At 60.2% G+C, this 21,143-nt stretch carries 15 protein-coding genes; 9 read left to right on the top strand and 6 right to left on the bottom strand.

What is annotated here, in order from left to right; all coding sequences use genetic code 11:
* Positions 1 to 45: 45 nt before the first annotated feature.
* A complete protein-coding gene (locus ACOYW0_RS08645) occupies positions 46 to 615 on the top strand; it encodes a pyruvate kinase alpha/beta domain-containing protein (RefSeq protein WP_482418119.1) in 570 nt (189 codons plus the stop codon).
* A gap of 401 nt (positions 616 to 1,016) precedes the next feature.
* Positions 1,017 to 2,018, top strand: coding sequence for a tryptophan--tRNA ligase (gene trpS, locus ACOYW0_RS08640; RefSeq protein WP_482418118.1), 1,002 nt, complete (start codon positions 1,017 to 1,019; stop codon positions 2,016 to 2,018).
* Between the two features lie 324 nt (positions 2,019 to 2,342).
* On the opposite strand, the gene ACOYW0_RS08635 is transcribed toward trpS, so the two are convergent.
* The 5 genes from ACOYW0_RS08635 to iorA form a co-directional block, all read right to left on the bottom strand.
* A complete protein-coding gene (locus ACOYW0_RS08635; protein WP_482418117.1) occupies positions 2,343 to 4,766 on the bottom strand; it encodes a fatty acid cis/trans isomerase in 2,424 nt (807 codons plus the stop codon).
* A 291-nt stretch (positions 4,767 to 5,057) separates the two neighbouring features.
* The gene (locus ACOYW0_RS08630; RefSeq protein ID WP_482418116.1) at positions 5,058 to 6,569 is read right to left on the bottom strand and encodes a TolB family protein; all 1,512 of its coding nucleotides are present in this window, start codon (positions 6,567 to 6,569) and stop codon (positions 5,058 to 5,060) included.
* A gap of 1 nt (position 6,570) precedes the next feature.
* On the bottom strand, positions 6,571 to 7,575 hold the full coding sequence (locus tag ACOYW0_RS08625; RefSeq protein WP_180142602.1) for a potassium channel family protein: 1,005 nt from the start codon (positions 7,573 to 7,575) through the stop codon (positions 6,571 to 6,573).
* A 265-nt stretch (positions 7,576 to 7,840) separates the two neighbouring features.
* The gene (locus tag ACOYW0_RS08620; protein ID WP_482418115.1) at positions 7,841 to 8,434 is read right to left on the bottom strand and encodes an indolepyruvate oxidoreductase subunit beta; all 594 of its coding nucleotides are present in this window, start codon (positions 8,432 to 8,434) and stop codon (positions 7,841 to 7,843) included.
* 96 nt (positions 8,435 to 8,530) lie between these two features.
* Positions 8,531 to 10,384: an indolepyruvate ferredoxin oxidoreductase subunit alpha gene (iorA, locus tag ACOYW0_RS08615; RefSeq protein ID WP_482418114.1), complete on the bottom strand. Its 1,854-nt coding sequence runs from the start codon at positions 10,382 to 10,384 to the stop codon at positions 8,531 to 8,533.
* A gap of 509 nt (positions 10,385 to 10,893) precedes the next feature.
* Here iorA and ACOYW0_RS08610 point away from each other — a divergent pair.
* The 7 genes from ACOYW0_RS08610 to ACOYW0_RS08580 all read left to right on the top strand — a co-directional run bounded on the left by ACOYW0_RS08610 (position 10,894) and on the right by ACOYW0_RS08580 (position 20,252).
* A complete protein-coding gene (locus ACOYW0_RS08610; RefSeq protein WP_180142608.1) occupies positions 10,894 to 11,544 on the top strand; it encodes an XTP/dITP diphosphatase in 651 nt (216 codons plus the stop codon).
* Positions 11,545 to 11,815: 271 nt separating this feature from the next.
* Complete coding sequence (locus ACOYW0_RS08605; RefSeq protein ID WP_482418113.1) at positions 11,816 to 13,765, top strand: phosphoenolpyruvate carboxykinase (GTP); 1,950 nt, start codon at positions 11,816 to 11,818, stop codon at positions 13,763 to 13,765.
* A 519-nt stretch (positions 13,766 to 14,284) separates the two neighbouring features.
* Positions 14,285 to 16,006, top strand: coding sequence for a sodium:solute symporter family protein (locus tag ACOYW0_RS08600; RefSeq protein ID WP_482418112.1), 1,722 nt, complete (start codon positions 14,285 to 14,287; stop codon positions 16,004 to 16,006).
* 187 nt (positions 16,007 to 16,193) lie between these two features.
* Positions 16,194 to 17,924 carry a DUF6178 family protein gene (locus tag ACOYW0_RS08595; RefSeq protein ID WP_482418111.1) on the top strand — a complete coding sequence of 577 codons (1,731 nt, stop codon included), beginning with the start codon at positions 16,194 to 16,196 and terminating at the stop codon, positions 17,922 to 17,924.
* Between the two features lie 388 nt (positions 17,925 to 18,312).
* Positions 18,313 to 18,876: a GAF domain-containing protein gene (locus ACOYW0_RS08590; protein WP_180142616.1), complete on the top strand. Its 564-nt coding sequence runs from the start codon at positions 18,313 to 18,315 to the stop codon at positions 18,874 to 18,876.
* Between the two features lie 16 nt (positions 18,877 to 18,892).
* On the top strand, positions 18,893 to 19,783 hold the full coding sequence (locus ACOYW0_RS08585; protein WP_482418110.1) for a protein kinase: 891 nt from the start codon (positions 18,893 to 18,895) through the stop codon (positions 19,781 to 19,783).
* A 25-nt stretch (positions 19,784 to 19,808) separates the two neighbouring features.
* A complete protein-coding gene (locus ACOYW0_RS08580) occupies positions 19,809 to 20,252 on the top strand; it encodes a universal stress protein (protein ID WP_180142618.1) in 444 nt (147 codons plus the stop codon).
* Between the two features lie 131 nt (positions 20,253 to 20,383).
* Here ACOYW0_RS08580 and ACOYW0_RS08575 read toward each other — a convergent pair whose 3' ends face one another.
* Positions 20,384 to 21,136, bottom strand: coding sequence for an SIR2 family NAD-dependent protein deacylase (locus tag ACOYW0_RS08575; protein ID WP_482418109.1), 753 nt, complete (start codon positions 21,134 to 21,136; stop codon positions 20,384 to 20,386).
* Between the last annotated feature and the right edge of the window lie 7 nt (positions 21,137 to 21,143).

The raw sequence follows: 21,143 nt of genomic DNA, 5'->3' as shown, positions 1-21,143 counted from the left end.
TTTCGAGTACAATCCACACCACCCCACCAAAGAGATGGACACCCTATGATTCTTTTTGACCAGCCCGGAAAAACCAACACCGACGATGTGCTGCGATGCGTCAGGGAACAGGGCGAGGCCCTTGGCATCAAAACCTGCGTTTTGGCAACGACCAGCGGCTACACAGCCCAACTGGCCGCAGAGATCCTCAAAGGGTTCGATGTGGTGGCCGTCACCCATTTTACGGGCCTTAAAGGGCCCAATGTCCAGGAGCTGGAGCCGGACACCCGGGGGCGCCTCGAAGCCTCGGGCGTGAAGGTCCTCACCTGTGGTCACACCTTTTTCGGTATCGGCAGGGCCGTGCGCCTGCGGTTCAACACCTACCAGGTGGACGAGGTCATTGCCGAAACCTTGAAGCTCTTCGGAGCGGGCCTCAAAGTGGCCGTGGAGGTGAGCCTCATGGCCGCCGACGCCGGGCTTATCCCTGCCGGTGAGAACGTCATCTGTGTGGGGGGCTCCGGCAGGGGTGCCGACACTGCCGTGGTTTTGCGCGCCGTCAATACCGCCGATTTCTTCAAGATGAAAATCCGTGAGATCCTCTGCAAGCCCGCGTTTGACAACGACGCCGAAGCGTAACCCCAGGTTCGCACATGCCCCGGGGCTAAAGCCCTTCACACGTGCTTACGGGCTTGGCCCGTGGAAAGCCGGGCAGGCTTTTGAAACCCTCGACAAATGGTGTCTTGCAAGGTCTCCTGAAAGGCCCTGAAGGAAAGCGCATTCGCAACCAGCTTTCAAGGTGGCACACCTTGCCGCCGGAGGCATGCATTTGTTGCTCTTTTGTGGGAAGGGTGGTAGGTCGTGGGTATGAAAAACACAGAGACACAGACAGTAACGACGCGCATGTTCTGGTGGCGCTCCTGACGGAGCGGCACATGGACTTGTATTGTCTTCATTTGCCGCCGAAGGGCGACGAATGAATTGACACGTGCGTGCAATCGTCTCCTTCGGTGGTGTTAAACACATCAAAGGAGAACAAGATGTCTCAAAAAATCCTTACGGGCGATCGCCCCACCGGTTCCCTTCACCTCGGCCACTACGTCGGCTCCCTTACCCAGCGCGTGGCGCTGCAGGACACCTCTTCCCAGACCATTCTCATCGCGGACATGCAGGGCCTGACGGACAACGGGCACACCCCTGCCAAGGTGTCCGGCAACATCCTCAATGTGCTGGCCGACTACCTGGCCGTGGGCATTGACCCCGAGCGCACCGTGATCTGCCTTCAGTCGGGGCTGCCTGCCCTGGCCGAGCTCACCATGTACTACGCCAACCTCGTGACGGTCTCCCGTCTTCAGAGAAACCCTACCGTAAAAGCGGAAATTGCCGGCAAGCAGTTCGGTGCGTCCATCCCTGCGGGTTTTCTCTCGTATCCCATCAGCCAGGCCGCAGACATCACCGCGTTTCAGGCGGACCTTGTCCCTGTGGGGGAGGACCAGCTGCCCATGATCGAGTTGACCAATGAGGTGGTGCGCAAGGTCAACCAGGTTGCGGGCAGCGAGGTGCTGGTGGGGTGCCGCCCCCTGCTCAGCAAGGTCTCTCGCCTGCCCGGGGTGGACGGCAAGGCAAAGATGTCCAAATCCCTGGGGAACGTCATCACCCTGGGCAGCGACGACGCCGAGATCGAGCGCGCCGTGAAGAAAATGTACACCGACCCCAACCACCTGCGCATCGAAGACCCCGGGGCCGTGGAGGGGAACGTGGTCTTCACCTATCTCGATGCCTTCTGCCCGGATGAAGCCCTTGTGGCGAGCCTCAAAGAGGACTACCGACGCGGCGGCCTGGCCGACAGCAAGTTGAAATCTCTTCTTACAGAATGCCTGCAGGAGCTGTTGGCTCCCATCCGCAGGCGCAGGGCTCGCTTTCTCGCAGACCCGGCCGGGCTTATGAACATCCTGCGCGCGGGCACGGAGAAAGCCAGGGCAGAAACCGAAGAGACCGCCCAAAAGGTCAAGGCCGCTTTTGGGCTGGATTTATTAAGATAGGGCCGTTTCTATGGTCAATGTGGGTAAAAAAAGCAGGCCTCCGGCATCAAGGGGCTCACCCCAGGTTCGGGAATGCCCTTTCGCCTTCGTTCCTCAGGCTCATCACATTCCCTGACGGGCTTCGCCCGTGAAAACATGAAAAAAAACTTCGGGCAACATGAAGGTGCTTCAATAAGCCGTCACCTTATTTACGGGCGAAGCCCGACGGCAAATGCGGAGGGGCTTTAGCCCCGTAGCATTTGTGGACCTGGGGTCCAGGGGATTTATCCCCTGGCCGCCGGAGGCAAGGCTATTGTCTGGCTTTGGCCATAGGGTGCTGCTTTATCACCACTCCACCAGGGTCCCGTCCTCTTTTTCGGCGATGCGGATGTACCGGTAGAGGTCGAAGGTGCCACCTTCCACGGGGTGGGCATCCAGAAAGGTCTGGCAGTGCCAGTCGTATTCGTCCCAGAAGTCCGGGCTGGTGCGGCGGACCACGTGGCGCCTGGCCATGAGGTAGTAGGTGACCTCGTCTTTGACCTTGAGGTAACGGTCGGCCAGGGTTTCCACCTTGTCAACGTCGATGCGCACAAAGGCATTGGGATAGCTTCCCACGTGGCCGCGGACGATGCTCAGGGTGTCGTCTTCGGGGCGGCGGCGCCTCTCTTCGCCGAACATGAAGGAGTTGTTGCTCAGGGCCTTGTTCTTGATGATGGTGTAGGCCAGATCCTCCTGGTTGGGCGGGGTGACCACCCGGAGAAAGGAGACGTCCGGGAACACCTCGGTCTTTCTTCCTTTGATAGCGGTGATGCGGCGAAGGGCCTTTTCAACGGCTATCCTCTGCGGGCTGGCCCCCTCGGTGGGGCAATGCCCGGAGGGGCAGCGGTTGATGGGGTCGTGCTGCGGGATGACGGGACCCACATGGGCCAGCACCTGCTTAAAAAACTCGTCTTTCGGGGTCAGGGTTCGATAGGTGATGCCTGTTTCGCGGGAAAGGCCCAGCAAGGGGTTTTCAATGTGGTTCTTGAACTCGGCGCGGGTGCCCTGGTACCAGTTTTTTCGCATCTCCTCACGGCGGTCACTGGGCATGAAGCTTAAAAAGTTGTTTTCGCCTTCCATGCGGAGAAAGTCCATGTAGAGGCGGGTGACGGCCTGGTGCCCCACGTTGCCGTAGACATCAAAGCCCGCCACAAGCAGGTAGTGGATCCTCTCCAGCAAGGGAAAGTCCACCACCCAGGCGGTTTTGGGAACCTGGCCCACCAGGCCTTTGAGGACCGTGGCGCTGTCAAAGTGGCGGAAGACGGTGAGCAGGGCGTTGTCGTTGGTGCCGCCGTCTCCATCCCAGATGTGGGTGATGTCGTTGCCGATGTGGTCGGGGTGGAGGCGGTCGATATAGTCGTCCTTGGCCTTGAGGTATTTTTTCTGGTTGCGCGAGTAGGTGAACCAGATGCTGGGGATGTTGAGGGTGTTCTCCTTTTCTCCGGGAAGGGCCAGCAAGGGGCTCATCTCCGCGAGGAAGTCGGAGTCGTTGCTGATCATGTCCTTGTCCGGGTCGAAAAAGGCCACGAAAAAGTGGTCGTTGATGACGTTGAGGGCCACCTGTCCCCGGCAGACCGGGCCTTTGATAAACCCGTTTACAAAGAAGTGGGCGTCGTCCAGGAGGAACCGGTAGCGGGAGATGGCCGGAAGCTGGGCAAAGGCCTTCAAGGGGTTGGCTGCGGTGTCCGGGTCGTAGGAGGGCAGGCTGGTAACCTCGTAGGGCTGCGTAAAGAAGAGGTCGTTGAAGCGTTTCATCTTGGCATCGGAAAGCCGGTAGACGGTGTGGTCCTTCACCACCACGGCGGGGGTCTTTTTCAACCGGTAATAAAAGGGGCGGATGCCCGGGTCGTCGTAGGGGCGCACGCTGGGGATTTCGTCCACGGGCTCTCCGGGCGGTGTGGTTGAGCGCACCAGGCGGTAGAACTCCCGGCTGGGCAGGCCCTTAAAGTGGATATGGGCGATGAACAGGTGCTCGTAGATGTAGCGGCTTACGAGTTGTTCCCGCATGGAGGTGCCGTTGAAAAAGAGCTCCCAGCGGGCAATGATGTCGGCTGCCTGCGGCGATGTTGTTTGTGGTTGTCTCATGAGCCCGCCGTCTGCGATCCATTTCAGTATGGCGTCGTGTTCCTCCCTGGTGAGCCCGGGCAGGGCGTAGGGCATGCCCCACAGGGGATAGCGCTCCTCAAAGCTGTCAAAGGACTCGCTGGGTTCGCAGTTGTTGGCCTTGGCCAGGGAGAGGTCAAAAGACTGGGGCAGGAGCTCATTTTTGGGCTGGGGGTTTTTCGCCTTTAATTCCAGCATCCGGGCCAGGACGGAGTTCTCCCGGTTGATGGCAGGTTCCTGGGTGCGTTCGTTAAGGACCGGGTGAAACCCCTTGTCCCGCCACCCTTGGGTGGTGTCCGCGTCGATGAAGAGTCGGGTGGGGTCGTCTGCCGTGATGCGGGAGGCGTTGTACACCATGAGCGAGGTGGCCCCCCGGTCCAGTCCCTCAAAGGAGGTGAGCTTCAGCTGGCAGGGTGCATCGTAACAGCTGTGGCAGGCGCTGCACCGTTTTTCCAGGATGGGCTGGATGTCCTCATAATAGGTGAGCTCTTCCCTGGGCTCCCCGTCCACCCGGGCGACCACCTGCTCCGGCCCGTACCTTTCGTTGAAGACCTTGGCCTGCTGCACGCCGCAGCCGATGAGAAAGAGTCCCACACACAAGAGTAACGCCTTCCATTGTTTTCCCATGGTGCCTCCCTGATAGTGAAAAAAAGGAAAAAGCCTCCGGCGGGTCGCTTTTTGAAAAAAGCTCCGCAAAAACGTTTCGGTAGCAGCCCTCTCCTTCAGCCCTTGCAGGGCTGAAGGAGAGGGCTGCTGTATGATCGAACGGACATGTGAATCATGAACACCCCACTCCGCCCATTACGGGCACAGCCCGTCAGCGCATGTGATGTCCCTGAGGAACGAAGGGGCGGAGCATGTGCGAACCTGGGGTGCAGGGGCTTTATCCCCTGCCCGCCGGAGGCTGTTTTTTTTCTGTTACTTCAATCGTATGGTATCGATGGCCTCCGGTTTGAAGGGCACGAATTCCGGGATATTGGCAGCCATGGTCGGGTGACTGAAGCGGTGGAGCCGGATGGCCGGTGAGTCGGTGCCGTCTTCATTGACATGGGTGAGAAAAAGCTCCGTTGCCATGGCGCGGTTTTTGGACGCAAAGACGAGCCATTTGCCGTTGGGGGACCAGGCGTGCCAGGAGTTCATGCCGGTGCGGTTGCAGGTCATTTTTCGGGAAGTGCCTCCGGTGGCCGAAACGATGTAAAGGCGGCTGTCCGGCTGGAGCATGAGTCCGCTCCAGCTTTGGGTGAAGACCACCCAGTTTCCGTCCGGGGAGACCCGGGCAAAGTAGTTGCTCATGCCGTTGTTGCTGGCGCCCTCAAGGGGGGTGGCCGTGCCCCCTTTGCCGTTATCAAAGGGGAGGCGGCAGATATCAAACCGGATCGGGTATTGGCGGTTGAGTGCGTCGATGCCCTTGGGGGAGGAGAGGATACGGATGTTGCCGAGGTCCGGGTGGTAAGCGTTTTTGGTCTCGGCCCGGGCAAAGAGCAGGGCGGAGCCGTCCGGGGTCCAGCTGGGGTCGGTGTGGGCAAAGTCCCAGTCGTCAGCGCCTTTCAGCGGGGCAAAGGTTTGTGAGCGCCTGTCGTAGGTCCCCAGGAAGCCGAAGGTGGGGAAGAAGAGCTGGGAGTAGGCGGCATCGCCGGTGGTGACCATGAAGCCGATGTCGTTGACCGGGCCCACCATGAAGCGTCCTGAAGGGGAGAGCCTTGCGAAACTTCCCCGGGGCGGAGGGAAGAAGGGGGGCGTGGGATAATCACTCCAGCTCATGGTGTCGTTGTGGGTGATCTCCATGGTTTTGGCAACGGGTTTCACCCACTGGACGCCGCTGTCTCCGTCCACATTCATCTCCATGGCAAGGAGGCGGCCGTCGGCGCTGGCCTGGTGGCAGCCGCTGCAGGTGGGCTGGTCGGTCATGACGGTTTTGGGGGCGTGGGTGTCATCCACCGCGCCGAGCTTCCAGGTGATGCGCCGGATATCGTCTTTTGAGAAGCCATAGGGCAGGGGGAGCTGGCGGTAGAGGATGGAGGCGTTCACCGGGTCGTTGGAGATAAAAAAGCGCCGCGTTGAAGGGGCCATGCCGGGGCGGGATGGCCCGCCTGGCCGTGAGATGCAAAGGGTTACGGGGGCGCCGGTGGCTTCTTGCTTGATGCGGTGCCACAGGCCCGGGTCGGGCTGCCAGGGGGAGGCTGGTACCTCCCGGCGGATGGGAGGGCCTTTTGGAAGGCGGATCTCCACGAGCCAGGGCGTTTCGTTTTGATGGAGCCCCCTCCATTCAAATAGGGGCGGGGCCATGTCCCGGGGGTAGATCGCCCCTTCGAGGGGTTCGAGGATCTCCAGGGTGTCTGTTGACGCAAAGGGGGCGGTGTGCGTGACGGGCGGGACGCACCGGACGCACAGGAGCGCTGCGGCAAGGAGGAGGACCCACGGCCGCGGCATCTCAGCTCACCCTGGCCTGGAGGCGTTTGATTTCGTCGATGTTGCCCATGACCACCAGGGTCATGCCCGAGGCCAGCAGGGTGTCGGCCTTGGGGTTGAAGAGGGTGGTCTCCTTGTCTTTGAGCCCCAGGACAAGGAGGTCGTGTTCCCGCCTCAGGTCGGTTTCGGAGAGTCGCCTGCCGTCCATGGGGGAGCCCGGGGTGATGGGCAGCTCGTGGATCCTTAAGGGGCCCTGTTCGCTGCGGAGCATCTGGTCCAGGAAGTCCACGGCGGCTGGCCGGACCATCTCCGAGGCCATGCGCAGGGCGCCGATGGTGTTGGGGGAGACGATGCTGTCGGCCCCTGCCTTGGTGAACTTGGGGGCCATTTTCGGGTCGCTCACCTGGGCGACGATGCGCAGGTCTTTGTTCATCATGCGGGCGGTCATGGTGACGTAGAGGCTGTCCTTGTCCTGGGGCAGGGCAATGACCACCCCTTTGGCCCGGTCGATGCCTGCCTTTTCCAGGTTGGCGTCGTCGGTGGGGTCTCCCTCGATAAAAAGGATGTGGTGTGCGGAAAGGCTTGCTGCGGCAGGGTCGTTCTCCTGCTCGATGATCACCACCTGCTCTCCGCAGGTGAGCAGCTCGTTGGCCAGGGGGCGACCTGTTTCCCCGCCTCCCACCAGGATGATGTGACCGGTGAGGCGATTGATCTCTCGGTTCATGCGTCTTCTCCTTCGCACACCGGACAGTTCCCCTTCGATGAGAAAGGCGGTGATGGAGCTGATGGCATAGAGGATGAACCCCATGCCGAAGGTGATGAGGCCCATGGTGAAGATCTGGGCCGCGATGCTGCTGGAGACGTCCAGGATCTCTCCGTAGCCCACGCTGGTGATGGAGATGACCGTCATGTAGAGGCAGTCGATCCAGCGCTCCTGGCCGTGGAAGATAAGAAAGTAGCCGGCGGTGCCGATGGCCACCACCACGAGGATGCCCAGCAGAAAGGTGGTGATTCGCTTCTGAATCATGGACGGTGCCTCCTCCGGGGAGCTTTCCCGGGTTCGCGAATGCCCCTCGGGCTAAGGGGATTGGGGTGGTTCGTGTGTCGATGTCTCTGAAAGACGGTGGCCGTTGCGGTGCGCTTCGTAAGAATGCGTGCTTAATAATAAGGTGACACAAATTGGCCGCGAAATCGATGGCCGGAGATTTTTTTTCCATGGGCGGGGGCCCGGGAAGGCGTGTTCCGGTCCGGGGGGCATAAGCCCCCCGGACCCTGTCGTGATTCGCGGAGCTTTAGTGTTTTGCCGCCTCGGCAAAGCCAAGCTCAAAGGCTTTCAGGTTCACGTCCACAAAGGCTTTTTTGGTCTTGGTGGAGATGGCCTCGCGGATGGCATCGGCGCTGATGGGCAGGACACCGGTCTCGATGAGGGCGCCCAGGAGCACCATGTTCACCGAAAGGACGTTGCCGGCCTCTTCGGCGAGCTTGACGGCGTCAAAGGCGATGAGGCGCTTGGTTTTGTTTGCCAGCAGCTCGGTGACCTTGTCGATCTCCGGGTACTCCCCTTTGCCGATGGCCACGGTAAAGGGGGGCAGGGGGGAGAGGTTGGTGATGGTCACCGTCTCTTCTTTGCAGCGTCCCAGGGCCCGGAGGGCCTCGGAGGGCTCGAAGCTGACGAAGACATCGGCTTCGCCGTCAGAGATGATGGTGCTTTCGGCATCGCCGAAGACGATGGAGGATTCCACCACCCCGCCCCTCTGGGCCATGCCGTGTATCTCGCTCATGTGCACGGGGATGCCCTGGAGCAGAGCCGCTTCGCCCAGAACCCGGGACGCCAGGAGGTTGCCCTGTCCGCCCACCGCCACGATGATCAGTCTTTTGGTATCCATATGGGTGTCACCTTGTGTTGAAAAAAGGTTATGACGAAGGCCCATGCCTGTTTTTGAAAACAGGCGGGGCCGGTGTCGTTCATGGAGCCGCTCTGCCTACTTCTTTACGGGCAGGATGGCGTTTTCAGGGCAGATCTGGGCGCAGATGGCGCAGCCGGCGCACATATCCTCGTTGATCCGGACCCGTCCCCCTTCGGTGGTGAAGGCGGGGCAGGCGATGGTGTCGATGCAGTCCCTGTGGTTCTTGCACTTCTCGGGGTTCACCTGGAACTTCTTGCCGGTGAGCTGCTTGAGGCTCTTGGCGTAGAGGGTGCACTTCTCCTTGGCGATGACCACCGAGACCCCTTCGAACTCTACGGCTTCCTTGATGGCAGCGATGCTCTTCTTGAGGTTGTAGGGACGGACCACGGAGACGTGCTTGACGCCTGCGGCTTTCACGAGCCCTTCGATGTCAATGGAGTTGTATCCTTCAAAACCCATCTCGTCCATGTCCACGCCGGGGTTGGGCTGGTGGCCCGTCATGCCGGTGATGCGGTTGTCCAGGATCACCAGGGTGAAGTTGTGGTTGTTGAACACCGCGTTCATAAGGCCCATGATGCCGGAGTGGAAGAAGGTGGAGTCGCCGACAAAGGAGATGACCTTCTTGTCCGTCACCGTGGAAAAACCAGCCGAGGTGCTGGTGGAGGCGCCCATGCAGAGCACGAAGTCCCCGGTGGAGAGGGGCGGCATAAAGCCCAGGGTGTAGCAGCCGATGTCCGAGGGGAACATGACGTCCATGCCCTGGGTGGCCTGTTTCACCGCGTAGAAGGTGGCCCGGTGCGAACAGCCGGCGCAGAGGTTGGGCGGACGGTTGGGGATTTCGGGCACGTTGGAGGTGTCCACGCTCTGGCTGGGGACCGGGGCCAGCTCAAAGTAGGCGGCCATGATGTTGCGGACCATCTTGGGGTCGAACTCGTAGAGGCGGGAGAAGAGGTGCTCCCCTTTGCCGCAGATGGGCAGGGTGAGGCCGTTCTCCTGGGCCACGGCCTTGACCGCCTCTTCCATGAAGGGCTCGCCCTCTTCCACCACGAGGACCTTGTCGCAGCCCTTGATGAAATCGAGGACCAGGGCCTTGGGCAGGGGGTTGGAGAAGCCGATGCGCAGGATTTTGACCTTGTCGGTGGCGCCTAAGTCCTTGAGGCCGTCCTTGACGTAGCTGTAGCTGACGCCGTTGACGATGACGCCCAAGGAGCCGCTTCCGTCCACCCTGTTGAGGGGGGAGGTGCAGGCGATCTCTTCGGCCTTGTCCAGGTTGGCCAGGAGCTTGACGTGGAGGCCCCGTGAGACGGCGGGAACGGTGACGCAGCGCATGGGGTCCTTGGTGAAGTCGCCCTTGGTTTTGCGTTCGGTGATCTCGCCCAGCTCCACAACGCCGGTGGAGTGGTTGATGCGGGTGGTGGTCCTCAGGATCACGGGCTCGCCCAGGGCTTCGGAGAGTTCAAAGGCCTGCTTGGTCATCTCCTTGGCTTCGGCAACGGAGGAGGGCTCCAGCACGGGGAGCCCTGCGAGCTTGCCGTAGTAGCGGTTGTCCTGCTCGTTCTGGCTGGAGAACATAAAGGGGTCGTCGGCGGTTAAGATCACCATGCCGCCGGTGACGCCGATGTAGGCAAGGGTCAGAAGGGCGTCGGCCGCCACGTTCATCCCCACGTGCTTCATCACGCACATGCTTCGTACGCCGCAGTTCGCCGCTGCCGCAGACACCTCCACGGAGACCTTTTCATTGATGCTGTACTCGAAATAGAGATCGCTTTCTTTCGACATCTGAAAAAAGTTGAGGGAAATCTCCGACGAAGGCGTCCCGGGATAAGAGGCGGTAAACGCGACGCCGGCTTCAATGGCGCCCCGTGCAATGGCCTCGTTGCCCAGCATGAGCATCTTCTGGCCCGGGTTGTCTGTGAGAAGCTTGTGCATGGCAAAATTCCTTATGGATGGGTGTTGACGTTCTCGTTAAAGTTAAATCTCCATTTTTTTAGACGTGATAGCCCCGAATGTCAAGGCCTTGGGCCACTGACGCCGGGGAAAAACAGGAAGACGCGGGGGTTGCCTTCTCTTCGGACGGTCATAATAAGGAGGGGTTTCGGACCGTTTCTCTGCCGGATGGGCACCCTGTCTTCAGGCGGTGTTCTTTTCGGTGCAGATGGGTTAAAAAGAAGGTTCGAAAATGAACAAGATGTTCGTTTCGAGAGGTAAAAAAGTGCGGAAATGTTCGTCTTGGAAAACCTTCGCCTGTCATGGCCCAAAACCCTTTACAAGGCCTCTGGTTATACATTAAGAGGAAGTGTAATTTGTTTAAGATCGGGCCGTTTGGTGTTGTTTTTTCCAAAGGAACAGACGCTTGAGATGCCCGTCAACATATATTTACGCAACGGTGTCGCCGCGTTAAGGCCGGCCCCGTTGTCTGGGAAGGGTGGTACGCTCCTATGAGTAAATCCGTTATTCTTGTTCTGGCCACACGGAACAAGGGAAAGACCGAAGAGATCCGGGCCCTGCTGGCCGGGTTCCCGGTTGAATTGAAGAACCTCGACGACTTCGGGCCCATTCCCGAAGTGATTGAGGATGGGGACACCTTTGACGATAACGCCTACAAAAAGGCGAGTTTTACGGCTCGTGTTCTGGGCTACCCTGCCATCGCCGATGATTCGGGGCTGGTGGTGGAAGCCCTGAATGGTGAGCCCGGGGTCTATTCGGCCCGATATGCCGGAGAGAATGCCGACGACGCAGCCAATAACGCCAAGCTTCTGGAACAGATGGCTGGTGTTGAAGATCGCAGAGCGGCGTTTCAGTGTGTTCTCTCCATCGCCATGCCCACCGGGCAGGCCCTAACCTACGAAGGTCGCTGCGACGGGGTGATTGCCCAGGCGCCTTCGGGAGAGGGCGGCTTTGGCTACGACCCGCTCTTTTTCTGCCCCGACAAAGGGAAAACCTTTGCGGAGCTGACCATGGAAGAGAAAGGGGAGATCAGCCACAGGGGCCGGGCCTTGAAAGAAGTGGCGGACGAATTCGACAAGGTGCTGACCTGGATCGACATGCACACGCCGGTCCAGGAGCGGTTTGAGTGCAAGGGGTGCTGATCAGGCCCTGATGCACATATGGCCCGTGGAACGATGGGGTTTGTTCTTATGGGCCATGTGACCTGTTGATGTCCGCTGTCTCGGCGAACAGAACGCGCTCAATTTAAAGATGTATTCACATTCCAACGTATGATGACTCGAACAGAGCCTCTCAGGCCTTTTTTATCCGCATGGGGTTGCGGCACAAAGGCGCGTGAGAAGGCCGGGTGTGAAGTATTGCCCGGCGACGGGGGCTTCGGGTTGTCATCACACTTTCAGGATCAGGAAGAACATGGCACAGAAAAAAGAGATGATTGGGGGGATCGAGACGCTTGAGGAGGCCCTGGCCTTCCTCGAGGCTCGCATGGACGCTGAGACCCTGGCGAAACTTAAACAGATTCGCACCGAAGAGGTGGTGAAAACCATCGCCAACGCTGCGAAACTCTGCACGCCGGACAGCATCTTCATCAACACCGGATCCGATGCGGACGGAAAAGCCGTTCGTGCAGGCGCTTTGGCCAACGGGGAGGAGGACGCTCTTCCCATGCCGAACCACACGATCCATTTCGAGCTCAAGGAGGAGCAGGGCCGTATCACCGACCGCACCTTCTACCTGGCCGAGCCCGAAGAGAAGGTCAGCTCCCTGGCCAACCGCATCGACCGGTCCGAAGGCCTTGACGACGTCAAGACCAAGATGGGCGGGATCATGAAGGGCATGACCATGATCGTGGGCCTCTACATGAGGGGACCCGTTGGCGCCCTGGGCTCCAACCCCTCCCTTCAGATCACCAGCTCCTTTTACGTGGCCCACAGCGCGGAGATGCTCTACCGCAACCGGTTCAGCGACTTTGACAACGAAGTGGAGCGTCTGGGGTACTTCTACACCAACATCCACTCCCAGGGTCTGAACCGAACGGAAGACCTTCCCAACGCCAGGGTCTACATGGACCGAAACGACCAGACCACCTACTCCATCAACTGTACCTACGCGGGCAACACCCTGCTGATGAAGAAGGGCAACCATCGTTTCTCCGTGGACAAGGCAGTGAAAAACCGCGGCAACGAGCTCTCCGAGCACATGTTCATCACGGGCATCGAAGGCCCCGGCAAGCGGACCACCTGGTTTGCAGGCGCCGCCCCCAGCGGTTGCGGCAAGACCACCACGGCCATGGCCGGCCACCATTTTGTGGGGGATGACCTGGCCCAGATGTGGATTGCCGAAGACGGCACCGTGCGCAGCATCAACCCGGAGAGCGGGATCTTCGGCATCGTGGAAGATGTGAACTGGGAAGGCGATCCCGGCCTGATGCCCCTGCTCCGCGAAGAGGGCACCGAGGTAATCTGGTCCAACGTCCTTATTGATGACGACGGCAAGCCCCACTGGACCGGCAACGGCGAAGAGGCCCCCACAAAGGGTCGCAACTTCCAGGGCGAGTGGAAAGCCGGCATGGTGGACGAGAAGGGCAAGCCCGTTCCCGTTTCCCACCCCAACTCCCGCGCCACCCTGGTGGCAAGCTCCCTGGCCAACTACTCCCCCTCCTCCGAAGACCCCAGCGGCGTTGAAACCAGCGTCATCACCTACTCCGGTCGCGATGCCGACACCATGCCCCCGGTATGGGTCGCCAAGAACTCCGACCACGGCGTGGCCATCGGCGCGTGCATCGTCTCCGCCGCCACCGCCACCGAGGTAGGGGCCACCGGCGTGAAGCGTGCCCCCTGGGCCAACGCTCCCTTTATCCCCGGCGCCCTGGGTGAGTACATGGACGCGCAGTTCACCTTCTGGGCCAACGAGCGCATTGCCGACGGCAAGCGCCCCCTCATGGCAGGCCTCAACTACTTCCTGACCCACCAGGCCCGCGGCGGCGAGTCCACCAAGCTCCTGGGCGAAAAAAGGGACGTGAAGGTCTGGCTGGCATGGCTGGAGCGTCGTTTCCACGGCGAGGTGGGCGGCATCGAGACCCCCATCGGCATCATCCCCGAGTACGAAGACCTGAAGGCCCTGTTCACCGACATTCTGGACAAGCCCTACCCCATGGACCTCTACACCAAGCAGTTCTCCCTGTACGTGGACAACATCATGTCCCGTATCGATCTGCAGAATGAAGCCTACGGCAAGGAAGAGGACATTCCCGCCCGCTTCTTCGAGGTTCTCAAGGAGCAGAAGCAGGGCCTTGAAGCCCTCAAGGAGAGCTTCGGTGCCGTTGTGAGCCCCGAGGCACTCAAGGAGAAAAACGCCGCTTAGATAGACCCATGCTGAAAACGGCGAAGGCCCCGCTCGATGGCGATCGAGCGGGGCCTTTTTTTTGGGGGGAGGTGCCTTTGGATTTTGCCTCCGGCGGCCAGGGTGGCGAAGCCACCATAGCGAAAACACCTCGAAAGCATATTGCCTTGCCCTTTGTCCCTCGTTCCTCGGGCCAATGCGCAAGGGCCTTTGGCTCGGGTTTGGCCCGAAACATAGGCTGGTGGTTTGTACGAGCGATACGGCAAGCCTTGAAGGGCTAAGATTCGTTATCGTAACGCGTTGATTATTCGCTTTAACCGGATTGTCTCCAAGGTGTTGGAAGATTTAAAGGCCTGTTTGTCAAGCTTTTCAAAAGCTTGGCCCCCGGCAGGGCCGCCGGAGGCATCTTTAACCGGCCTTCCAGAGGCAACTCACTGTTAAACGCGTTTGCCTTGCATGGTTCCATGGATTCGCGTGCTACCCTGTCCCAATTCTGATATGGGTGGGACGGAACTGTTATCAATTGCATGTGGAGGTGTTATGTCCCATCTGGATTGGGCGATTGTCGGGGGCTACCTGCTGTTCAGCGTGGCTCTCGGCCTCTATTTTTCACGCCGGGCCCTCAAGAGCGTGGACGACTATTTTGTCTCGGGCCGTTCCTTTCCCTGGTGGCTTGCAGGGGTCTCCATGGTGGCTTCGGCCTTTGCCATCGACACCCCTCTGGGCATTACCGGGCTGGTGGCGGAAAACGGCATCCCGGGGGTCTGGTTTGCCTGGTCCTTTGTGCTGGGGGGCGCGGGGACCCTGGGGGCCTTCCTCTTTTCCGCCATGCTGCGCCGGTCCCGCATCATCACCACAGCAGAGCTCATCGAGCTCAGGTACTCCGGGCCCCAGGCCGCGGTACTCCGGGCCTTTAAGGGGCTCTACTTCGGGGTGTTTGCCAACGCCATTACCCTGGGCTGGATTTTGAAGGCGGTGTGGACCCTCTCGGAGGTGGTGGTTCCGGGTGTGAACCGGGACCTGTTGCTTTTTGTGCTGCTTTTGTTCACCCTTATCTACACGGCCATGAGCGGGCTCTGGGGCATTGCCGCCACCGACTTTATCCAGTTTGTCATCGGGAGCGTGGGCTCCTTTCTCCTGGCTTTTTACGCCTGGCGGTACATTGGCGGCATCGACCAGGTGGTGATCGGGTTCACGGAAAAATACGGGGCCGCGGACGCCGGGCTTCGCCTCTCCTTCCTTCCGGAGGTGGGGACCCCGTTTTTTGTCACCTTTGTGGTGTTTATGACCCTGAAGTGGTGGGGCAACCCGCCCCCGGCCATCACCCAGCGCATCATCGCCTCCAAAAACGAGCAGGACGCCTCCAAGGCCACCCTCTTTTTTGCGGTGCTGGCCTTCGGGTTCAACTACTGGCCCATGATTTTTGCCGCCATGGTCTCCCTCATCGCCTTTCCCGATGCCTCAAGCCCGGAGACGGGCTATGCCATGCTGCTGACGACCCTGTTGCCCTCGGGCATGCTGGGGCTCATGATGGCCTCCCTTATGGCGGCCTTCATGTCCACGGTGGACACCCACATCAACTACGGGGCCTCGTACATGGTCAACGACATCTATCGCCGGTTTATGGTGAAGGAGGCCTCAGAGACCCATTATGTGCGCGCCTCCCAGGTAAGCACGGTGCTGATGCTCCTTGTTTCCGTGGTGGTGGCCTACAACCTCGATTCCGTGGCCGATGCCTGGTATTATATGTCTATGATCACAGCGGGGTACGGCATCGTCATCGTGATCCGCTGGTTCTGGTGGCGGGTGAACGCCTGGGCCGAGATCACTGCCCTGGCCACCTCGGGGGTCACCAGCACTTTGCTGTCGCCCAAGTTTGCCCAGGCCCTGGGGTACTGGGACGCCATCCCCCATATCCGGTGGCAGTACCGGTTTCTTATCGTGGTGGGGATCTGCACCGTCAGCTGGGTGGTGGTCTGTTTCCTGACGGAGCCGGACGACGAGGCCCACCTTGTGGCCTTTTGCGAGCGGGTGAGGCCGTTTCCCGCCTTTTGGGGGCCCATTTACAGGCGATACCCCCATCTTGGGTGGCGTCCCAATTTTGGGCGGGCCTGCCTGCTCTGGGGCATGGGGGCCGTGGGGGTTTACGCCTTCTGCTTTGGCGTGGGGAGCCTCATGTTCCTTCGGTATGCCCAGGCAGGGGGGCTGATCCTTGTGGCTGCGGTCATCGCGTACCTCATCTCCCGGCTCTGGCGGCCGTGATGAGCCCTGCCGCACCCCCGTGTTTCCCGGAGAAGGGGCCGGGTTTTTGACAGACCGCCCCACCGGCATTACTTTAGGTGGTCCCGGGAAAGACCGGGGCGTCCCCCCGGCCACGGGTGGTTAGCCGACCCTTATTCCGGCCTGATGCTGCACGAGCAGCTCGGTCCATGCCATACGAGGAAAACAGATGAATCTTGAAGAGAAAATGGAGTTGAACGGGAGCCTCTCTCCCGCGGATGCGGCGCGCTACGAGCGTCGCCTGAAAATCATGGGCATGGAGCCGGAGAAGGCACTGGACGCTATCATCAGCGATCCGACCCCTGCGGCCCTGGTGCAGTCGTTTCCCCATCAGGACCTCTACTTCCTTGTCAACGACATCGGGGCAGAGGACGCCTTGCCCGTGCTGGCCGTGGCCTCGTCCGAGCAGTGGGAGTACTTTGTGGACGCGGAGGTGTGGCAGCGGGACCTCTTGGACGTGGACGGCTTGACCCGTTGGTTCGATCTCCTCCTCAAGGCCGATCCCAAGCGATGCGTCAACTGGATGGTCGTGGAGCACACCGCTTTTTTCGAGGACTACCTGGCCCGGCACATCGAGGTGAGGGTCCGTGAGAAAAACGAGGATCCGTCCGAGTTCGGGCCCGGCTGGTTCACCTTTGACGACTGGTTTTACATCCGGCATCGCGAGGTCCCGGACGAGCCGGTGGAGGACGGCGCGCCGTACATCCACCCGGACGACCGAAACGACGTGGTCTTCTCCCTGCTCCAGACCCTTTCCAAAGAGGATCACCCGCGCTTTCAGGCCGTGATGCTGGAGGCCATGAGCGTCCTTTCCGCCGAGGTGGAAGAGGAGAGCTACCGCCTGCGCAACGTGCGGCTTTCCGAAAAGGGTTTTCTGCCCTTTGAAGAGGCCCTGGGGGTTTATGCGCCCCTGGATGCGGAGTCCCTGCGCAAGGGCCTTAAAAAGACACCTCCCCTGGATGCGGCCACCGTGGTTCCCCACGCCCACACCGGTGAGGTGCCCGAGGGCTCCCTGTTCTCAGATGCCCTGGCGGAGCTGGACGACGTGACGCTTTTGTCCGCCCTTCAGATGGAGTTTGCCGTTTTGTGCAACCGCGTCATTGCCGCCGACCAGAAGCCGGTGCGGGAGCGCGCCGAGCTCTCTTCGGTGGTGAAGAAGGTGTGCGGGTACATCTCCCTGGGCCTTGAGGCGCTGAACCGCGACGCGGAGATGAATAAGGGCCTGGCCGCATGGCTTGCCGAAACCAGTCTGGAAGAGATCTTCAGGGTGGGCTACGGTCTGGCCATGGGGCTGAAGTTCAAGGCGGACCGCTGGCGCAAAGAGAGCTGGCTCCTGGGACGCGGCCTCTCCCTCTCCCTTCTGGGGGAGGCGTGGATGGGCGTCACCGGAGGCCTGCTTCTCAACCGGCCCCTCTTTTACGACAACTACCAGAGCGGCTCCCTGTACCGGGAGTTTGAGACCCTGGCCGATATCGAGGCCACCGAGGCGGTGCTCTCCGATGTGACGGGCATCGATGCCGTGCTGAGCCTGCTGGATCCGGACCCTGAGCCTTTTAAGGGACCCGACTTTACCATCAAGAGCCTGTTGCTGACCCTGTGGGCTGCCGCGTGGCTGGGGGAGGGAGACCATGGGGGGCCCCTTACCCTGGACCAGGTGAAACGGCTTCTCTCCGGCATCTGGACCGATGAGGGGGGCACCAGGCAGGTTTCGGACGAGGCCAAGGCCCACTGCCTGGCCTGGCTCTCCGAGGAAACAGGCTTGAGCCGGGTGGAACTCAGCGAGAGGCTGGCCCGGGGGCTGGAGCGCCTTTTCGGGGAAGTGGCCGACGAGTATGCCCACCTGGACCCCCAGCAGGTCGATGCCCGGTTTATGCAGCTTTTCCTGACCCGTTCCGAGTAGTTCCCGACTTTTTCTTCCACACAGTGGTTCCGGGTTTGACTACTTTTCTTTCCATGGCGACGGGGGGCTCCCTGCCCCCCGTCCCTGATTTGCCGTCTGTTTCGAGGTGTCTTCGCCGAAAAGGGTATTGACTCACCGAGGGGATCTGGAGTAGCATTTTATCCATGACTTCCCGCGGGTTGCCCTTTGCCTGACGGCCTTTGGCATCTCCGGTTACACGACGCGTACATGCTTCTCTCTTTTTTCTCTTTCTGGGTCCGGTGCCCTCCTGCCTGCGTATGCCCATTCCTGCCGGACAATCACCACAGCTTCGTTGCTTCATCCATGTTCTGATTTTGTTCCTTCGTGAATGGCTCCCCTTTTGTGGGCGTCGCTTTTAGGAGGTTCCATGACCTTTGAACCGGAAAGGAAGATCGGGCTGCCTCAGTTCCGAGCCATCAGCCACGCCATTTCCCGTTATGAAGACGTCACCATGCTGGGCCATCACCTGGTGGAGAGTATCTGCATCTCCTTTGAGATCAAGGCGGCCAGCATCCTTCTTTTCGATGACCGGGAAAAGATGCTCTTCAATGTCTGCAGCCACGGGCTCAGCCAGGAGTACAATCGCGTGGTGCCCGAGTTCTCCGATATGTTTCAGGAGTTCACCCAGGGGCGCTGGGTCTACTTCGAAGACTTTGCCAACGACCCGAGGGTGAAAAACAGGGAAGCCGTGAAAAAAGAGGGCATCGCCTCCATGCTGTCGGTTCCCATCAAGCGCAGCGACAACATCCTCGGGCTGCTCAAGCTCTACAACTCCGAACATTGGATTCTCCATGACGAGGACATCATGAGTGTGGCGGTCCTGGCCGAGCAGTACGGCCTTGTCATTGAGAACAACGGTCTCCAGAATTTTCTGAATGAGGTGAAGGTGGCCATGGGAAGCCTTCCCCTCCGCAAGCTCAAAGGGTTGTAAGGTGGCCGGGCGGCTGGTGACCGATACCTCCGATTTCATGTCCATTGATATCGGGGACCGCGTGGCGGTGGGGGGCCGGGAGTACCGGGTCACCGGAAACGCGCGGGAGGGGCGCTTCGGGGTGGAAGACCCCAAGATGTGGGTGAAGTGGGTGGTGGATGAGGCCACCGGGGATCGCAAGGTGATGAAGCTGGTTTTTTTCGAGACCTTTGTCACCTCCCTGGGAGGCGTGAAGATCCGCTGCTTCCGGGACCCGGTCAAGGAGGGGAAGATCCTTTCCCTGGTCAAGGACCATCCCTATTTCATGCAGGGGGTGGAGTTTAACGACAACCGGGACAACAGCGTCCGGATCATCGACGTGGTACGGGGAGAAAATTTCTATTTTTACATCGAGGGGCTGCACATGCCCCATAAAGTCTACTTTGAGGAGGTGCTCCCCGGGATCCTCAAGGGGCTGGTCAAGGCCTTCGAGGCCTTGAGATACCTGCATGTGAACGGGTTCCGGCACGGGGACGTGAGGAACGACCACATCATCATCGACAACGAGTCCGGCAACTACACCTGGATCGATTTCGACTACGACTACCAGGCCACGGAGAACCCCTTCGGGCTGGATATCTTCGGCATGGGAAATATCCTGCTCTACGCCATCGGAAAGGGGTTTCACACCCTTCACATGATCAAGTACGACACCCGCATCTACGGCGATCTTTTTGACTCGCTGGTGGCAACCGACCTGTCGATCCTGGACGGCAACCGGGTGATGAACCTGCGCAAGGTCTACCCCTACATCCCCAAGTCGTTGAACAACATTCTGCTTCACTTTTCACGGGGGTGCGAGGTGTATTACGAAAACACGGACGAGCTGATCGAAGACGTGACACGCTGCCTTTATTCTATCTTCTAACGGGAGTGACCAATCGGAGGTGGGCATGGATTCCATGTTGATTGCCTTAAGTGATTCCATGAGTTCCAAGGCGGTGCTGGAATATGTTCTGGCCATGGCCTGGTGCCCCGAGGACCTGCAGGTGACCCTGCTCCATGTGTTCCGCAAGCAGTCGGGGGGGGAAGCCCTCATGGGGCAGAAGTTCATGAAAAAGCAGCCTGCCCGGTACATGGAGGTACTGGAACAGGCCAGGGACCGGTTTGTGGAGAAGGGGGTGCCCCCGGAGAACATCACCCTCCTCATGGTCACCGAACCCTACGACACCATTGCCGACGGCATCATCGACCAGGCCCGGCGGGTCAACCCTTCCCTTGTGGTCATCGGGCGCAAGCGCATGAGCAAGGCAGAAGAATTTGTCCTGGGAGATGCCAGCATCAAGCTGGTGCGGGCCTTGGAGGGCATGGCCGTGCTGGTGGTAAAGGTAAGCTGAGGTAAAGCCGGGTGTGACTTGGCCCGGGCAAGGAAGGACAAAACGCGACGGGCCGTCCATGATGCGCATCATGGACGGCCCGTTTTTATTTTGGTTTGCCTTGCCTGGGGCAGGCCGCCCTTGAAGGGGTGTTATCCCCTGGCCGGGATGGGGATGGCCTCGGCCAGGCGGGAGAGAACGGCCCCTGCGTTTCCCTGGAGGAAGATGTCGGTGACTCCGGCGGTGAGGGGCGTGGGGGTGGGGTTCACCTCGATGATGGTGGCCCCGTTCTGTTTGGCCAGGACCGGCATCATGGCCGCGGGCTGGACTGTGGCCGAGGTGCCCACCACGAGCATGGCCTCGCACTGGGAGGCGAACTCCCGGGATCGGCCCAGGGCCTCCATGGGGATATTTTCCCCGAAAAAGACGCAGTCGGGCCGGTAGATACCCCCGCAGGCGCAGAGCGGAGGAAGGCTCTCAAGGCCGATCTCTTCGCTGGGGGTGGCCTTACCGCATGCCATGCAGACCAGGGTGGCAAAGGTGCCGTGGAACTCGATGACATCCTGGCTTCCGGCTTTCTGGTGGAGGGAATCGACGTTCTGGGTGATGACGGCCGAGAGCAGGCCCCGGCGTTCGAACTCGGCCAGGGCCAGATGGGCTTTGTTGGGCCTGGCGGTGTCCAGGACCTTTTTCATGGCCCCCATGAGCACTTCCCATACCCTTGCCGGGTTTTTCATGAAGGCATCGATATGGGCAAATTCCGTGGGGTCGATTTTCTCCCAGAGGCTCCCCGGTCCCCTGAAGGGCGGGATTCCGCTCTCAACGGAGATACCCGCGCCGGTGAGGGCCACGGTGAGGCGGCTTCGGGTCAGGGCGTGCACCGCATCGAGGATGTTTGTCTCCATGTTATTC

The sequence above is a fragment of the Desulfoluna sp. HI9BLuna genome (assembly GCF_056829775.1).
Note: the sequence above shows the minus strand (reverse complement) of the source record. Positions and strands in the feature narration are given on the sequence as shown.

Excerpts from the sequence above, each read along its gene's own strand:
- ACOYW0_RS08645 (WP_482418119.1), top strand. The coding sequence starts at position 46 with ATGATTCTTTTTGACCAGCCCGGAAAAACCAACACCGACGATGTGCTG.
- trpS (WP_482418118.1), top strand. The coding sequence starts at position 1,017 with ATGTCTCAAAAAATCCTTACGGGCGATCGCCCCACCGGTTCCCTTCAC.
- ACOYW0_RS08635 (WP_482418117.1), bottom strand. The coding sequence starts at position 4,766 with ATGGGAAAACAATGGAAGGCGTTACTCTTGTGTGTGGGACTCTTTCTC.
- ACOYW0_RS08630 (WP_482418116.1), bottom strand. The coding sequence starts at position 6,569 with ATGCCGCGGCCGTGGGTCCTCCTCCTTGCCGCAGCGCTCCTGTGCGTC.
- ACOYW0_RS08625 (WP_180142602.1), bottom strand. The coding sequence starts at position 7,575 with ATGATTCAGAAGCGAATCACCACCTTTCTGCTGGGCATCCTCGTGGTG.
- ACOYW0_RS08620 (WP_482418115.1), bottom strand. The coding sequence starts at position 8,434 with ATGGATACCAAAAGACTGATCATCGTGGCGGTGGGCGGACAGGGCAAC.
- iorA (WP_482418114.1), bottom strand. The coding sequence starts at position 10,384 with ATGCACAAGCTTCTCACAGACAACCCGGGCCAGAAGATGCTCATGCTG.
- ACOYW0_RS08610 (WP_180142608.1), top strand. The coding sequence starts at position 10,894 with ATGAGTAAATCCGTTATTCTTGTTCTGGCCACACGGAACAAGGGAAAG.
- ACOYW0_RS08605 (WP_482418113.1), top strand. The coding sequence starts at position 11,816 with ATGGCACAGAAAAAAGAGATGATTGGGGGGATCGAGACGCTTGAGGAG.
- ACOYW0_RS08600 (WP_482418112.1), top strand. The coding sequence starts at position 14,285 with ATGTCCCATCTGGATTGGGCGATTGTCGGGGGCTACCTGCTGTTCAGC.
- ACOYW0_RS08595 (WP_482418111.1), top strand. The coding sequence starts at position 16,194 with ATGAATCTTGAAGAGAAAATGGAGTTGAACGGGAGCCTCTCTCCCGCG.
- ACOYW0_RS08590 (WP_180142616.1), top strand. The coding sequence starts at position 18,313 with ATGACCTTTGAACCGGAAAGGAAGATCGGGCTGCCTCAGTTCCGAGCC.
- ACOYW0_RS08580 (WP_180142618.1), top strand. The coding sequence starts at position 19,809 with ATGGATTCCATGTTGATTGCCTTAAGTGATTCCATGAGTTCCAAGGCG.
- ACOYW0_RS08575 (WP_482418109.1), bottom strand. The coding sequence starts at position 21,136 with ATGGAGACAAACATCCTCGATGCGGTGCACGCCCTGACCCGAAGCCGC.